The sequence below is a fragment of the Blautia glucerasea genome, from assembly GCF_013304385.1.
Taxonomy (GTDB): Bacteria; Bacillota; Clostridia; order Lachnospirales; family Lachnospiraceae; genus Blautia_A; species Blautia_A ammoniilytica.
Window position 1 is genome coordinate 1 of the sequence record NZ_JAAITU010000065.1, and the last position, 14081, is coordinate 14081.

Annotated in this window: 14 protein-coding genes, 2 pseudogenes and 1 riboswitch; of the genes and pseudogenes, 14 read left to right on the forward strand and 2 right to left on the reverse strand. The window is 38.7% G+C overall.

Annotation, left to right across the window (positions count from 1 at the left end):
• Positions 1-284: 284 nt before the first annotated feature.
• From G5B11_RS17320 to lepB, 4 genes are all read left to right on the forward strand, one after another.
• On the forward strand, positions 285-842 hold the full coding sequence (locus G5B11_RS17320; RefSeq protein ID WP_059085740.1) for an RNA polymerase sigma factor: 558 nt from the start codon (positions 285-287) through the stop codon (positions 840-842).
• Positions 839-2230: a DUF4179 domain-containing protein gene (locus tag G5B11_RS17325; RefSeq protein ID WP_118071921.1), complete on the forward strand. Its 1392-nt coding sequence runs from the start codon at positions 839-841 to the stop codon at positions 2228-2230. The genes G5B11_RS17320 and G5B11_RS17325 overlap by 4 nt, the downstream gene beginning before the upstream one ends.
• A gap of 155 nt (positions 2231-2385) precedes the next feature.
• A complete protein-coding gene (locus G5B11_RS17330) occupies positions 2386-2823 on the forward strand; it encodes a helix-turn-helix transcriptional regulator (RefSeq protein WP_158420998.1) in 438 nt (145 codons plus the stop codon).
• Between the two features lie 10 nt (positions 2824-2833).
• Positions 2834-3391 (forward strand): signal peptidase I, encoded by a 558-nt coding sequence (gene lepB / locus G5B11_RS17335; protein WP_158420997.1) that lies wholly within the window; start codon positions 2834-2836, stop codon positions 3389-3391.
• A gap of 94 nt (positions 3392-3485) precedes the next feature.
• Here the strand turns inward: lepB and G5B11_RS17340 are convergent, their stop codons facing one another.
• Positions 3486-4052: a folate family ECF transporter S component gene (locus G5B11_RS17340; protein ID WP_158420996.1), complete on the reverse strand. Its 567-nt coding sequence runs from the start codon at positions 4050-4052 to the stop codon at positions 3486-3488.
• A 71-nt stretch (positions 4053-4123) separates the two neighbouring features.
• Positions 4124-4221, reverse strand: a riboswitch (THF riboswitch).
• A gap of 238 nt (positions 4222-4459) precedes the next feature.
• Between G5B11_RS17340 and G5B11_RS17345 the strand changes: the two genes are divergently transcribed.
• From G5B11_RS17345 to G5B11_RS17385, 9 genes are all read left to right on the forward strand, one after another.
• On the forward strand, positions 4460-4804 hold the full coding sequence (locus tag G5B11_RS17345) for an ATP-binding protein (RefSeq protein WP_317258455.1): 345 nt from the start codon (positions 4460-4462) through the stop codon (positions 4802-4804).
• A gap of 539 nt (positions 4805-5343) precedes the next feature.
• On the forward strand, positions 5344-6009 hold the full coding sequence (locus tag G5B11_RS17350) for a response regulator transcription factor (protein WP_173729197.1): 666 nt from the start codon (positions 5344-5346) through the stop codon (positions 6007-6009).
• A complete protein-coding gene (locus G5B11_RS17355; RefSeq protein WP_173729198.1) occupies positions 6006-7430 on the forward strand; it encodes a sensor histidine kinase in 1425 nt (474 codons plus the stop codon). The genes G5B11_RS17350 and G5B11_RS17355 overlap by 4 nt, the downstream gene beginning before the upstream one ends.
• A gap of 99 nt (positions 7431-7529) precedes the next feature.
• Entirely contained in the window at positions 7530-9044 is a 1515-nt protein-coding gene (locus tag G5B11_RS17360) for a DUF6034 family protein (protein ID WP_173729199.1), read from the forward strand.
• A gap of 1 nt (position 9045) precedes the next feature.
• Complete coding sequence (locus tag G5B11_RS17365) at positions 9046-9936, forward strand: hypothetical protein (protein WP_148463286.1); 891 nt, start codon at positions 9046-9048, stop codon at positions 9934-9936.
• Between the two features lie 18 nt (positions 9937-9954).
• Positions 9955-10683, forward strand: a complete 729-nt coding sequence (locus G5B11_RS17370; RefSeq protein ID WP_244093070.1) for an ABC transporter permease — start codon at positions 9955-9957, stop codon at positions 10681-10683.
• Positions 10661-11332 (forward strand): ATP-binding cassette domain-containing protein, encoded by a 672-nt coding sequence (locus G5B11_RS17375; protein ID WP_173729200.1) that lies wholly within the window; start codon positions 10661-10663, stop codon positions 11330-11332. The genes G5B11_RS17370 and G5B11_RS17375 overlap by 23 nt, the downstream gene beginning before the upstream one ends.
• 2 nt (positions 11333-11334) lie before the next feature.
• On the forward strand, positions 11335-12690 hold the full coding sequence (locus G5B11_RS17380; RefSeq protein WP_158420990.1) for a hypothetical protein: 1356 nt from the start codon (positions 11335-11337) through the stop codon (positions 12688-12690).
• Positions 12687-13388, forward strand: a complete 702-nt coding sequence (locus G5B11_RS17385; protein ID WP_244093071.1) for a hypothetical protein — start codon at positions 12687-12689, stop codon at positions 13386-13388. Before G5B11_RS17380 ends, G5B11_RS17385 begins: the two co-directional genes overlap by 4 nt.
• An 80-nt stretch (positions 13389-13468) precedes the next feature.
• On the opposite strand, the pseudogene G5B11_RS19650 reads toward G5B11_RS17385, so the two are convergent.
• Positions 13469-13943: pseudogene (locus G5B11_RS19650) on the reverse strand (ABC transporter ATP-binding protein); the annotation flags it as partial.
• Between G5B11_RS19650 and G5B11_RS17395 the strand changes: the two are divergent.
• A pseudogene (locus G5B11_RS17395) lies at positions 13927-14081 on the forward strand (IS5/IS1182 family transposase); the annotation flags it as partial. The pseudogenes G5B11_RS19650 and G5B11_RS17395 overlap by 17 nt on opposite strands.

The following is a 14081-nucleotide window of genomic DNA, read 5'->3' on the forward strand; positions in this document are numbered from 1 at the left end:
TTAAAAAATAAAGGACATAAGAACAAGTATTTTCTTAAGTTTATGATGTTGGGCTAAGCCGGTGGTCATGATTATTTTTACCTCTAAAAGGTAATCTTCTGAAAACCAAAACTGTAGTTTGGATCTCAACTGAAAAAAATTAAATTTTTTTGTTACCATCCACTATTTTTTACGATATATAATATGAATGGAAATTTTTTTATTCAAAAAGGCGCCTTATCTGTTGCTGGTCAGATTATGGACAGTGACTTTTATCTTAAAGAAACCCGGAGGACAACCTGTAAATGAATGATGATGAAATTATAAACCTGTTTTTGAAAAGAGATGAGAATGGAATTATAGAATTGAGTACTAAGTATCATCCCTATTGCTACAAGATTGCCTGGAATTTATTGGCGAATAGAGAAGATGCCGAGGAATGTCTGAATGATACCTGGTTTTCAGTATGGTCACAGATTCCACCTACGCATCCTCCTGTATTGGCACACTTTTGCGGTCGGATTACAAGAAATCTTAGTATTGACTGCTTAAGGAAAAAGTTTGCAGGCAAGCGCCCGGATGTTCATATGGCAGATGTTATGGAGGAAATGGAGCAGCTAAATGTAACTTATACCGTGGAAGAACAGCTGGCGGAAAAAGAACTGATGGAAACCATAAATCGTTTTTTGGAAGAAATGTCTCCAAAGGACAGAAATATTTTTGTACGAAGATACTGGTTTTTAGATCCTGTTTCTGCAATATCCAAAAGGCATCATATGTCAGCGGGAAGCGTGAAAATGAATTTATACAGAAACCGGAAAAAGCTGTTGAAACTGTTGGAAAAAGAAGGAGGACGCATATGAAAAAGTTTGATTTTTCAAAAGAATTTGGTAATATTGATCCGAAATATATAGAGGAAGCAGAGCGGGAATGGAGTGAAAAAAAGGAAAACCGGAGACCAAAAGGGTGGAGCAAAGCAGCAGCTGCCTGTGTGATCGTCACCTTGGGTTCTGTTATCTTTTCTAATCCACATATCCAGGCTGCAATAAAAAATATTACATTGTCCATAGGAGAAACCCTTGGTTTCCCAAAAGGCATTGAATCTTATACGGAAGTGTTGAATACCTCTAAGGAAGACAAAGGAATTACTGTAACATTAAAAGAAGTTGTTCTGGATAATGGGGTTCTGTTAACAAAGGTGCATGCAGAAAAAACATCTTCCGGGCAAAAGGACACGGATGATGTCCAGGATGACTGGACCTTTGCCAATACACAGCTTGACATTGATTATCAGAAAACTACAATAAATGGACAGAAAATTGAAGAATACGAAAGCGGACACCTTCTGCCATATTCGGACGAAGATTTGCTAAATACTGGACTGGATGAAAATGTCTATGATGCTGTTCTGGAATCCCGGTTTTCCCTTGATGGTGATTTGGGAGAAAATCCAGAAGTACATTTGGTACTCGGTGCCTATCAAAATGAAAATCTTGGCGAAGATTATTTCGCAGAGTTTGAGTTTGATTTTTCTATTCCCCATGAGGAGCTTATGAAACAGACAGTTCATAAAAAGCTGGAAGATGTTTCTGTTAAAACAGAAGAAGGAACCGTAAAATTAACAGACTTTTCCATGAATAAACTGCAAAGTATAATTAAGGCAGAAATTCCGGAAGAACTTGAGGAAAAGCTGTATAATGGTAATGAGATGATGCTTATGGGGACAGACAGTAAAGGAAATCAGGTACAGTATGAACTGCGCAGTAATTCGGCAGCAGATGGTAAAACTCAATGGAGTTTTAAAACCAGTTTCTGGGGCATGTATCAGCTGGATTCTGACGGTCCGGTTCTTTTGCTCCCGGATATTGACAGCGATTATCTGGAATTACAGCTTTATACCAGAGAACCTTACATGGCTGCTGCAGACACTGTCTGGGGTGATGACGATTTTGTAGAAATTGGTGAGACTACAGAAGAGGTAGAAGAAGTTCCAGAGGATACTTTGGAGGGAGAAAATCCGTCAGATGCAGAGGATCAGGTTGAAACTCAAATTATCGGAGGGGCAGATGCTCCCACAGAAGTAAGGCTTCAAGACGATACAGACCAGAAAGAAAATACCGACGCAGCAGATAAAACGGATGAAGATTACGGAACCGAAGAAAGCGCATATTATGATGGAGCTACAGGTGAAATCACTGCAGAATCCGGCTGGACACCTGTCGGGGATAAAATAAGGATTCAGATTAAGTAGAGAAACGTGAATCTGTTTTCAAAAATCCCATGTCAAAGAAGCTTTGCATACCTGTTTTTTCGCTGTAAAAGGTAAATTGCTTTTCATTTGGCAGAAATTTTTATATAATCAAAGCGAGAAAGCAAAACCGATTGGAAGAACAGGAGCAGAGCAATATGAACATTGGAACGCAGATATTAAAAATACGAAATGAAAAGGGTCTGACCCAGGAGGAATTTGGAAAAATATTTCATGTTACCAGACAGACTGTGTCTAATTGGGAAAATGAAAAGAGCTATCCGGATCTGCAGATCCTCATAGACATCAGCAACCGTTTTGATATTTCTCTCGATGTCTTAATAAAGGAAGATGCCAAAATGGTAAAAACCATGGATAAAGAAAGAGTTCTTGGATCATTGAAACGGGAAAAGTCTGTTATTGACTTTTTTACAGGTGCAGGAACTGGAATTGTAATTACCTGCTTGTTTTCAGCTGATACAATGGCCAGAACAGTTACCATTGTATTAGGAGTGGTCATGATCGGAATTGGATGGTATCGGGAAGCAAAATATGACAAAAGATTGTTCAGATATATGAATGATGAAGAACGGTGAGGGGGAGAGCATGAAAATCTGGCGTGAACTGTTAGGCTATGTGAAATTGCTTGTAATAGTAGTGGCGATTACCCTGGTTATCAATAATGTTGTTTTGATTAACGCAAAAATCCCTTCACCCTCCATGGAAAAAACACTTATGGTGAAAGACCGCCTTTTCGGCTTTCGGCTTGCGTATGGAATTAATCTTGATCTGTTCGGTTATGAAATTTCTGAAAAGTTCAAGAACCCGGAGCGATTTGATATTGTAATATTCAAATACCCGGATGATGAAAGCCGTCTTTTTATCAAAAGAGTGATCGGACTGCCGGGAGAGGTAGTGGAAATTAAGGATGGGAAAGTTTACATTGATGGTTCCCCCACTCCATCGGATGACTCTTTCATTCCCGAGAAAATGATCGGAAGTTATGGCCCATATACAGTTCCGGAAAACTGTTATTTCATGCTTGGTGATAACCGGAATGATTCGAAGGATTCACGTTCATGGAAAAACAAATTCGTGCGATTTGACCAGATTGTGGGGAAAGCTGTTGTAAGATACTATCCATCTTTCAAGTGGTTAGGATAATAAGAAACGCGAATATCAGTGGCTTATTAAGTACTGGAATATTCGCGTTTTTTATTTGATATCACTAAGATCTTATATTTTCAAATATATGTAATCAGTTGGCAGCCGGTTTTCTAAAAATAGTAAAAATTCCTGTCTGCTCAATCAATCTTGTGATGGTAAAGAAGATAAAGGAATCAATTGGCCACATAATCAAGTTCTTTACAGTACGCATTGGGAGGATTGCAAGGAAGCCTTTTCCGTAGAGCATGTCCAGCCATAAGGTATTTAACAGAACATTTACAATCAGAATGACAACCAGTTTTGCAATCAGCACGCGGCGGAAGGTGAGCTTATGTTTGTAGTAAAAACATCCATAAATAAATGCCGCGAGCATTGCGTTAAAGGTGAACCCAAAGAAAAATGGACCATCAGGGCGGATAAAGAATTTCACAATATCCAGCACACCGGCAAACAGACATCCGGTAATGGGTCCAAACAAATAATCAGCAATCTGGTTTGGAATACCGGAAAATCCAATTTTTACATAGGGACCGATATTGATAGAAGCAACTGAATTTAAAATCAGTGCCAGGGCAGCAAGCATTGCACAGACTGCCAGGGTAGAAGTGGTTTTCAGCTCTTTGGCTGAGGTGAGAAACATGTTCTTTGTTTTCTCCATAAAAAAATTACCTCCTTTTCTTTTTTCGCTCACAATAGGAGATAATTTATGGATTCATATTTATCTTCTGTTGCAGCGAGAAGCAATCCACGAACCGCAAGATTTCTCTTTTCGTCCTCCGGCAACTCTCCATCCGGAAGGCACTTTACGCTCATGAATTTACTCTGCATTACTTTACATGGGGCAGTATATAGCAGATTATTGGAAAAAGCAAGAAAAAAATATATAAAAATATAAGTTTTTGCAATTAAGAAAACAGACAAGAAATCGTGGCATTCGTAAGCAAACTTGGCATTGAAAAACTTTTCAGCCACTCATTTAAGACCAATGATTCTGCATCATTTAGATATCACACTGATAAGGAGAATATACTATTTGAATTTCACTGCAAGGATACTGGAATTGGAATGAGTAAAGAATTTCAGAATCATATTTTTGAACCATTTACTCAGGAAAAAGGCGGTGCAAGATCTGTTTATGGAGGAACAGGTCTTGGTATGCCAATTACCGAAAAACTAATAGAGAAAATGGGCGGTACGGTTAAATTTGAAAGCGAGAAAAATGTAGGAACCACATTCATGGTACAGCTTCCCTTCCTTATTTCTACTGATATGAAGCAGGTCGAAAGCCAAGAAGATGATGTATCAATTGAAGGCATGAGAATTCTTTTGACCGAAGACAATGAATTGAATATGGAAATTGCAGAATTCCTTCTGACAAATGCAGGAGCAGAAATCAAAGTAAAGCGTTGAAAGCTGGAATGGATGAATATCTTACCAAACCACTGGAGTCGGAAAAACTGATTTGTGCATTAAGCAGATATAAACACAATTAACAAAATAAGAAGCCTCTTTTTCATACTCACCAAACTGTTCTGTTGGAAAGGTTCGCTGGCGTCCATTGGCAGAAAAGGGTGGTCGTATTGCGACAAATGCAAAAACTTTTAAGGAGCTTCTGGATTTTTAAGTATTAAAGGAACAAGATTTCTGGTATTTGAATCAGTTTAAACGCATTTTATATAGAAAAAATAGGAACGGTACACTATAAAACCAGCATCAGAAAACCTGGTGGCTCCAGCAGCAGATGATATTAACATTGATTTACAAAATGAAACCAAAATTGTAGTGGAATTTGAGGAATCAAAACGACTTCCAGATGGAGCGTTCTTGATTCCTTTTTCTTTACAAATTGGTTACGTTCGCTGTACTGAAACTAGTGTATAATTGTAATAGTAAAAATCACGCACAATAAAGAAATAATCGGATTTGTGTAAAATGAAAGGAACATTATTATGAAAGCAAGAATACTGGTGATAGAAGATGAAATGGCAATCAATGATCTGCTTTGTATGAATCTGGAAGCTGTCGGCTATGAAACAGTAGGTTATCTGGATGGAAATGATGCAAGTGAAAGAGTCGCACAGGACCATGAATTTCAGTGCGCCCTTGTGGATATTATGCTTCCGGGAAAGGATGGTTATACCCTGTTGCCGGAATTAAAAAAGTTTGGTATTCCGGTTATATTTCTTACGGCAAAGGCTGATGTTACAAGTAAAGTAAAAGGGTTAAAAGACGGAGCCGAGGATTACATAGTAAAACCTTTTGAAATGCTGGAGGTAATGGTGCGTTTGGAAAAAGTATTAGATCGTTATGGAACGGCACCGAAACAGATTCAGATAGACGATGTCATAATTGATACCGTAAGTCACATAGTTACGAAAAATGGAGAAGAAATATATTTAAAACCTATGGAATATAACTGCCTTATGGTGTTCGTAAAAAACCCAAATAAAGCACTTACCAGAAGCCAGATCTTGCAGGAACTGTGGAAGGAGGAATTCTGCGGAGAAACAAGAACTGTGGATGCACACGTTGGACGCATCAGAAAAAAACTAAGCTGGCAGGATAAAATCAAAACCATTCCCAGAATTGGTTATCGACTTGAGGTGGATTTATGAAGCTATTTACAAAAATTTTTTTACAGGTAATCTGCGTGGTGCTTCTGCTGTCATCTGGAATCTTTTTCTATACAACTTACAGGTGGAAAAATCAGAGCATACAGAATATCAACAGTTATGAAAATAGCAGGTTTCAAACAAATATTTCTAAGTTTGAAAACATGCTAATGCGGATTAAGAGTAAAACACAGGACACTGATGATAAAATCCGGGAAAAAATGATTATTTATGCTTTTCGTCAGGTATTCCACGACAGCGCCGTTTTATATCAGGATGGAAAAGAACAATATAATGGGACAAAATATGAGTTTGATTTGCAAAATATCAGAAACCTAACAAAAAACAAACATGATGGATTCGAAAATGACATCTATTGTGATAAACCACTGATCAGCAAAACAAATGGCAACGTATTTTTGCTCTTTTATTTTTCCAGATACAGTTCTACAGACATGAACTATCAGATTGTCACCTACAAAGATATTACCGGTGTACAAAAACAGAGTCAGACACTGTTTTATCAGGCAGGAGGGTTTACCCTGTTTCTGGTTCTGTTTGTTGGCTTTTTCCTGTTTTTGACTTTGCGGAAAATTATGGAACCGCTCACAAGGCTAAAAGAAGCGGCTGTTTCTGTGGCAAATGGAAATTATGAGATAAAAGTGCCATCAGAAGGAAAAACGGAACTGGCACAGGTTGGGAAAAGCTTTAATCTTATGACAGGTAAAGTAAGGGAGCAGATTGAAAAGCTTTCTTCCGTAAACAAGGCACAGAGACAGCTGCTTGGAAGTTTGGCCCATGAATTAAAGACCCCAATGACCGCAATCATAGGATATGCAGATACACTTCTAACGGTACGCCTATCTCCCAAGAGGCAGGAGATAGCGCTTGATTATATTAGAAATGAATGCCGAAGGCTTTCCAGACTTTCTGTGAAAATGCTGGAACTTACCGGATTATATGAAACAGGTGAAGCAGAATTTGTTCCAGTGGAAGTTCAGATGAATCAATTTCTGGAAGATGTAAAAAAACTTGTTACTTACAGGCTTCAGGAGAAAAAAATTTGTCTTGAAATACATTGTAATCCAGAGGAGCTTAGAAAAACATTTGATCCGGACCTTATGATGAGTGCAGTGACAAATTTTATTGACAATGCAGTCAAGGCTTCCGATGAGAATTCAAAAATCGTACTGGAGGCAACCCAAAATCATTTATCTGTTCAGGATTATGGGAAGGGAATTCCAGAGGAGGATCTGAAAAGAGTAACAGAAGCTTTTTATATGGTCGATAAATCACGTTCCAGAGTAAAGGGAAGTGTTGGGCTTGGTCTTGCGCTATGCCAGAAAATTGCAGATATACATGGATTTCAGCTGGAAATTACAAGCCATCTGGGAAAAGGAACGATCGTATCTGTTTTATGGTAAATAATTGGAATTTACAGAACAGTTACAACTTGCGGAAGATTTGGTGTAATGAAAGATGCTATACTTGTAGACATAAACAGGAAGGAGAATTTATTCAACATGAGAAAAAACATAAATAAAATTGTAGGATTAACACTTTGTATAGGAATGCTCACAGGATGTGCCCAGACCCCGGAATCTTCCCTTGTAAAACCAAAAGGAAGCAAGGCAGAAGATGCTTATACAGAAGCTGAAGGCGTAGATATAGTGAAGGAGGATTCTTCTGAAAATACAAAGGATAAGAACACAGCGGTAAGAACAACTATTCGAGACCTGCTCAATGCTCCGGAAACTTATAAAAGTCAGACTACAGATGACAGTGCAAAACTTGTAGTGAACACGGATGCCACCGTAGAAATACCGGATGTAGAAAAGATATCCGCAATTTCTGTCACGCCTGCAGAAGTTACACAGGATCTTCTTGACCGTATTACAGATGCCTTTTTCTCAGAGGCAAAGCTGTATACATCGCATAGCTATTATACCCAGACAAAGGATGAAATCAAAAAAACGTTGGATGAACTAAAAGAAGATGTAGCAAACGGAAATCTGGATCCCTATAACTATGGAACAGATGAAGATGGAAATTATATTTATGACATTTATGGAGAAATTGAGATGTATGAGCAGGAATATGAGTCTGCTCCGGAAACGAAGACTCTAGTAGAAGGAAGACCTGTTGCAGGCTCCCAGGAGACAGAAAATGGTACTGCGGAAAATGACTTCTCCGGTGTTGCACAGATGCCGGATGGAACGGAATATTTTTACAAGACATCTTCCTACGGATCCGATACCTTATCTGTCAAAATCCGAAAAACGGCAAAATCTGGCGGGGAAAAGCTGCCTGTGGACACGACCTGGTCTGAGTATACTTCTTCCAGTGAAGGAGAAAAACCTACTGAGGAGTCCATTGGGATTTCATTAGATGAAGCCAAAAAAATGGTACAGGAAAAAGTAGATAAAATGGGGATTACAGATCTGCAGTTTTCAGACTGGAGTTATGCATTGTGCAATAGTCTTGAAGAGGATAATAGTTTAAGTAATCTTGGAAGCGGATATGCAATTTATTACACACGTACTATAAACGGTGTTCCGATTACTCAGACAATGGCAGATGGCGGTGCTTTGGAAGATATGGACAGCACTATGGAAACCTGGTCTTATGAAAGTCTTTATTTCTTTGTCGATAAAGATGGAATTGAAAGCATGTCTTATTCAAACCCTTATACCATAGGAGAGACAAAAACAGAAAATTTAAACCTTCTTCCATTTTCTGAGATTATGAAAACATATGAAAAAATGATGGTAGTGACCAATGCAGATAATATGGAATATGAAAAATCAAGAGTTTATGACATTGACCGGATTGTTCTGGGCTATGCCAGAATTTATGAACCATCTACAGATCCACATACAGGTCTTCTGGTTCCCGTTTGGGATTTCTTTGGAAGCAAAAAAGTGGAAGGTGACTATGATGGGAATAGTTATTCGGACATCACAGACTATCCAAGCTGGAGCTTCCTTACCATTAACGCCGTAGATGGCAGTATTATAGACAGGGATCTGGGCTACTGATATGAAGCAGGTACTTGGAATTGTACATTACAATTTCTTTGGTTATTTTCGAAATCCAAAAGTCATTTTTACCTTCCTTCTGGAATTTGTACTTAGCTTTCTTCTCACTGGAAGAATTATGGTTGTTATGGAAAACTATGATACACCGGTACAGGCCGTAGAGCCGTTTCTTTGGACCTTTGGGGATGGAACAGCAGTACTGCTCAGTTCTCTTCTGTTGCTCCTGTTGTTCTCAGACCTGCCAAAGATGACACCCGTTACTCCATATCAGTTAATTCGAACAACAAAGAAAAAATGGCTTTTGGGACAGTTTATTTATATTATTCTTGTGACTGCTCTTTATACAGTATTGATGCTGATATTTACATCTGTACTGTGTATGAAGGACAGTTATCCGGGCAACCTGTGGAGCGAGACTGCTGCCATGCTCGGATATTCTGAACTGGGGAAAAACTTGCAGGTCCCCTCTACAGTAAGAGTCATGGAGAGTATCTCTCCGTATGGCTGTATGCTGCAAGTTTTTCTCCTGTTATTCTGCTATTCCCTGACACTTGGTTTTGTGATCCTTGTTGGAAATCTTTATAAAGGAAAAACAAAAGGCATGGTGTTTGGACTTCTTTATAGTGTATTTGGATTTTTACTGGAACCCAGTGTGGTAGCCGCAATTTTGCATAAGGAAAAATATGAAATGTATCAGGTGAATGTACTGATCTGCTGGATCAGTCCTTTGAACCAGGCTGTATATGGAAAACATAACCTTGGCTATGATCCATTACTTCCGACCATCTGGCAATCCTGTATGTTCTTTGCAGGTATTTTATTTGTTCTTATGGTTCTGGCACTTCGCAGGATGAAAAAATATCCCTTTGAATTTCTGGGAGAAAAAACATAATCAGAAAGGGAAATATCTATGCGGGTAGAAACAAAACGTATGCTTTTTGGCAGGAGTTTCCTGGCGGCATGGCTGATTGCCTGCTTTTCTATTGCAGCAGGTCAGACTTATCCAAGTTTGAAAAAAGCATTAACATGTGGAACTTTTATCAGCCTGCTGGATGGTTCATTGAAAAGCCAGATGGTATCTTTTGCCATCCCTGTAGCTGCGGTACTGCCGTGGAGTGATTCTTTTTTACAGGAGTATAAAAGTGGATTTTTAAAAGCTGCATTTCCCAGGACAAACCGCAGGCTATATGTGGAAGGAAAAGTCTTTTCTGTTATGACATCTGGATTTTTAGTCTGGATATTTGCTATAAGCACCATACTTCTTGTTAATTTTGTTATATTTTATCCTATGGAAATAAAAGGCAGCTTTCCAAAGGAACAGTTTCTGGAGCTGTTTATGAAAGGTCTTAGGATGGGACTGATCGGAAGTATTCTAAGCACTTTTGGTGGAATCTGTGGTACCTTATGGAATTCAGCTTATATGGCATATGGGATTCCTTTTGTCAGCTATTATTTTGGAATTATACTTCATGAACGCTATTTCAAAGACCAGATCTGGTTTTACCCAGTGGAATGGATTATGGCAGATGGAAACTGGGGAATGGATAAAGCGGGATTGTGGTTATTTCTGCTATTATTTTTATTGGTGTTAATGGGAATTTTTGGAGGTGTTTTAAATGGAAAAGTGGAAGAAATCTGAATTTCAAAATACCTGTGTGAAAATAGAACACGTAACCAAAAGGTTCGGGGAAGATCTGGTATTAAAAGAAGTAAATCTTACCTTAAAGGTGGGACAGGTTTACGGCGTTGTAGGAAATAATGGCTCTGGCAAAACGGTACTTATGAAATGTATCTGCGGATTCCTTCCTGTTACCACAGGCACCATCCGTGTATTCGGAAAAGAAATCGGTCGTGATGTAGATTTCCCAGAAAGCCTTGGTGTTATCATTGAGACGCCTGGCTTTCTTACCCAGTATACCGGTGCAAAGAACCTGGAAATACTGGCAGATATGAAAAGAATGATTTCAAAGGCAGATATCCGCCTGATCCTAAAAAAAGTAGGATTGGATCCGGATATGAAAAAGCCGGTTGGAAAGTACTCTCTTGGAATGCGGCAACGTCTTGGAATCGCACAGGCCATTATGGAAGATCCTCGCTTCCTGATTCTGGATGAACCATTTAACGGTCTGGATAAACACGGCGTGGCAGAAATCAGGGAACTTTTGCTTGATTTAAAGACAGGTGGAAAAACCATTTTATTGGCAAGTCATAATGATGAGGATATCCGGATTTTATGTGATCACGTATATGAGATGGATGGCGGAGTTTTAAGAGAAAGGACAGCCTGAAAATGGAAAAAAAATTTGTGAAAACCACATTCGCAATATTAAGTTTCATGATGCTTCTGCCGACATCTGTTTTTGCAGAAGATGCAGGGGATATGGAAGCTGCTTTTGTGGGAGAGTCTGGTCTGGAAGCAGATCAGTCAGCTTCTTATATTGATGTAGACAGTACATTGCCTTCTTATATTGATGTAGACAGTACATTGCCTTTTGAAGAGGAAAAAAACAATCCTACAGATGAGAAGATCCCGGGAACTGAGGAACAGACTCCTGAAAAAACGGATTCGGAAAATCAAAATTCTGACCTGGATGAATTTATATCAGGAGACGCTTCTGCTGAGGACGAAAAGAAGACAATCCATGTCATAATAGAAAATGGAAATACTGATACAGATAATGGAACACAGATCACAGATCCTGTTATAGATAGTGGGGATTATTCTGCTGGAGGGTATAGTGGAGGCGGTTCTTCTGCCAGCTCGTCTGGTGAGAAAATACTACATAAACCGCAGGTTCTTTTAGAGGATAACAATCTTTCCGGACAAAATCTAAAAGCAGGCACTGTCACAGAAATGTCATTTACATTTCGGAATAAAAGCCGTAGCCAGAATGTATTTGGTCTAAAGATTTCTATTTCTGCGGATACAAAGGGAATTGAATTCGAGAGAAACTCTTTTTATGTTCAGAGACTGACTCCAGGAGAAGCAATTACCCTAAAGCAAAAGGTTACTATAGCAGAGGACTGTGCTCCAGGTCAGGCAACAGTTTCTTTTTCTCTGGATTACGAAGATTCAAAAGCGACGGGAGCGGCAGGTACAGAAACGCTGTCCTTTCAGATCACTCAGCAGGCGCGTGCAAAACTGGAAGCTTCTGATATTCCTTCAGTTTTGTATACCATGGATACGGTAGAAATTCCGGTGAAAGCAATGAATCTTGGAAGGGATAAAATATATAATGCAAGTGTACGGCTGGAAGCAGACGGATTGAACCCAAAAGAGTCCGCTTTTTTAGGAACATTAGAAGCTGGAACCGCAGTACAGGGAAGTCTCCGTGTGTATGTAAAAGGAAAATTAGAAGATGATGACGGTTCTTTTCCCAACAGGATTACCGGAAAACTGATTCTTACTTATGAGGATGCAGCCGGCAATTCCTATAAGGAAAGTACAGAGTTTGAGTCTGAGATCAAAGAAGCTAAAATCCAGTCTTTAAAAATAGAGGATGACCAGGAAGAAACAAACAGCTGGTGGTATTCCGTTATTGCAGTTATTGCAGTACTGCTTGTTTCTGTGATTCTACTTCTTTTGGGCAAGCTTCATAAGAAAAACATACTTCTGGAAGAAACCAGAAAGGTGGATGCCCATTGAAAAAGAATAGAATAGACAGTTTTACCTGTTTTGTAGGTTTTCTTCTGATATTGGCATTATTTTTCTTTATAAAGCTTTTTTCAGGAATACAGGACGGGAAAAAACAATACTCAGCACTGGTTTCCCTTGGAGACCTTACTTATGATGATGATTTTTTGAAAAAGGCAAAAAAAATAGAAGGGATAAAAGAGATATGGCCCGTTGTGGAAATTCCAGTAACCATCAAGATTGAAGATTATACGGAAACAGCCACCTTTTTAGGAATAGATCTGAATGCGTTTGGAGAAAATCCGGAGCAGAATGGTTTAGGAAATACACCGGTGTTGTTGCTTGGAAGTAAATCATTGCAAAACATGAAAGACTCAAATGATCATTCCATTTCAAAAAAACAACAGGAAAAATTCCTGCAAATGAGAGAAAATCTAACCATTTCTTATGCACTTGCTGGAAATACAAAAGAGCTTTCTGGCGCGGCAGATCATCCGGTATCCTTGACTGGGCACGAAGAAAATGAACAGCAAACTGTTTATCTTCCATGTAAAGTAACTGCAGTAACGGAAAATGAAGATATCTATATTCCTTTATCACAGGCGCAGGAGCTTTGCAGTGAGATGGGTGAGCCGCTTAAAATTACAAAAATTTATTTGAAAGTGAATGGAAAAATGAATCTGGAGAAGGCAAAAAAATTATTTGAATAAGTATTCTTGGAAAATTAATTGTATCAATCTCTGGTATTCATTTGACTAACTATTGTATTTTGTGCATGTTTTATGTAATTTTATCCATGTACTTCTTGTGGAAACAGCCATAAATACAAATAAATCTTCCAAACGCGGTTCCGCAGGAATCGAACCCTCTACCTCAGAATGATCTGCAAGATAACGGATAGATATTTGATTATTGTCCTCGCCACGCTGATTGATAATCCGCAGACGCATTTCATAGTCCATCATCTTATGAGCAGGAACCACACAACTTCATACTTTACACGCGATTTGTTTTACCAACTCGTTTGTCGTTCTCACATCAATAATTTTTCCAGCTTTCATAATCGCATTACGAGTTGCGATATATTCAATATCAGAAACAATATGGGTGGAAATCAGAACAATACGATTATGTAAAAATTCTGAAATAAAATTTCTAAACCGTACCCTTTCTCCGGGGGCAAGTCCTGCCGTTGGCTCATCCATAACAAGGATTTTAGGGTCATTCAGCATAGCCTGTACAATTCCTACACGACGTTTCAAAGATACAGACCTTTTTGAGCAGATCTTTTCAAAGATTCTGGAAGATTGTATGAAATATAAGCTTGTAAATACAGAACAGATCTTCGTGTAAAAGCCTGTGCAAACAGTAAAAAAATGCGTAAGCGGGTTGCGCACGAACAG

What these genes read in the sequence shown, in the direction of transcription:
- G5B11_RS17320 (WP_059085740.1), top strand. Translation starts at nt 285, where the DNA reads ATGAATGATGATGAAATTATAAACCTGTTTTTGAAAAGAGATGAGAAT.
- G5B11_RS17325 (WP_118071921.1), top strand. Translation starts at nt 839, where the DNA reads ATGAAAAAGTTTGATTTTTCAAAAGAATTTGGTAATATTGATCCGAAA.
- G5B11_RS17330 (WP_158420998.1), top strand. Translation starts at nt 2,386, where the DNA reads ATGAACATTGGAACGCAGATATTAAAAATACGAAATGAAAAGGGTCTG.
- lepB (WP_158420997.1), top strand. Translation starts at nt 2,834, where the DNA reads ATGAAAATCTGGCGTGAACTGTTAGGCTATGTGAAATTGCTTGTAATA.
- G5B11_RS17340 (WP_158420996.1), bottom strand. Translation starts at nt 4,052, where the DNA reads ATGGAGAAAACAAAGAACATGTTTCTCACCTCAGCCAAAGAGCTGAAA.
- G5B11_RS17345 (WP_317258455.1), top strand. Translation starts at nt 4,460, where the DNA reads ATGAGTAAAGAATTTCAGAATCATATTTTTGAACCATTTACTCAGGAA.
- G5B11_RS17350 (WP_173729197.1), top strand. Translation starts at nt 5,344, where the DNA reads ATGAAAGCAAGAATACTGGTGATAGAAGATGAAATGGCAATCAATGAT.
- G5B11_RS17355 (WP_173729198.1), top strand. Translation starts at nt 6,006, where the DNA reads ATGAAGCTATTTACAAAAATTTTTTTACAGGTAATCTGCGTGGTGCTT.
- G5B11_RS17360 (WP_173729199.1), top strand. Translation starts at nt 7,530, where the DNA reads ATGAGAAAAAACATAAATAAAATTGTAGGATTAACACTTTGTATAGGA.
- G5B11_RS17365 (WP_148463286.1), top strand. Translation starts at nt 9,046, where the DNA reads ATGAAGCAGGTACTTGGAATTGTACATTACAATTTCTTTGGTTATTTT.
- G5B11_RS17370 (WP_244093070.1), top strand. Translation starts at nt 9,955, where the DNA reads ATGCGGGTAGAAACAAAACGTATGCTTTTTGGCAGGAGTTTCCTGGCG.
- G5B11_RS17375 (WP_173729200.1), top strand. Translation starts at nt 10,661, where the DNA reads ATGGAAAAGTGGAAGAAATCTGAATTTCAAAATACCTGTGTGAAAATA.
- G5B11_RS17380 (WP_158420990.1), top strand. Translation starts at nt 11,335, where the DNA reads ATGGAAAAAAAATTTGTGAAAACCACATTCGCAATATTAAGTTTCATG.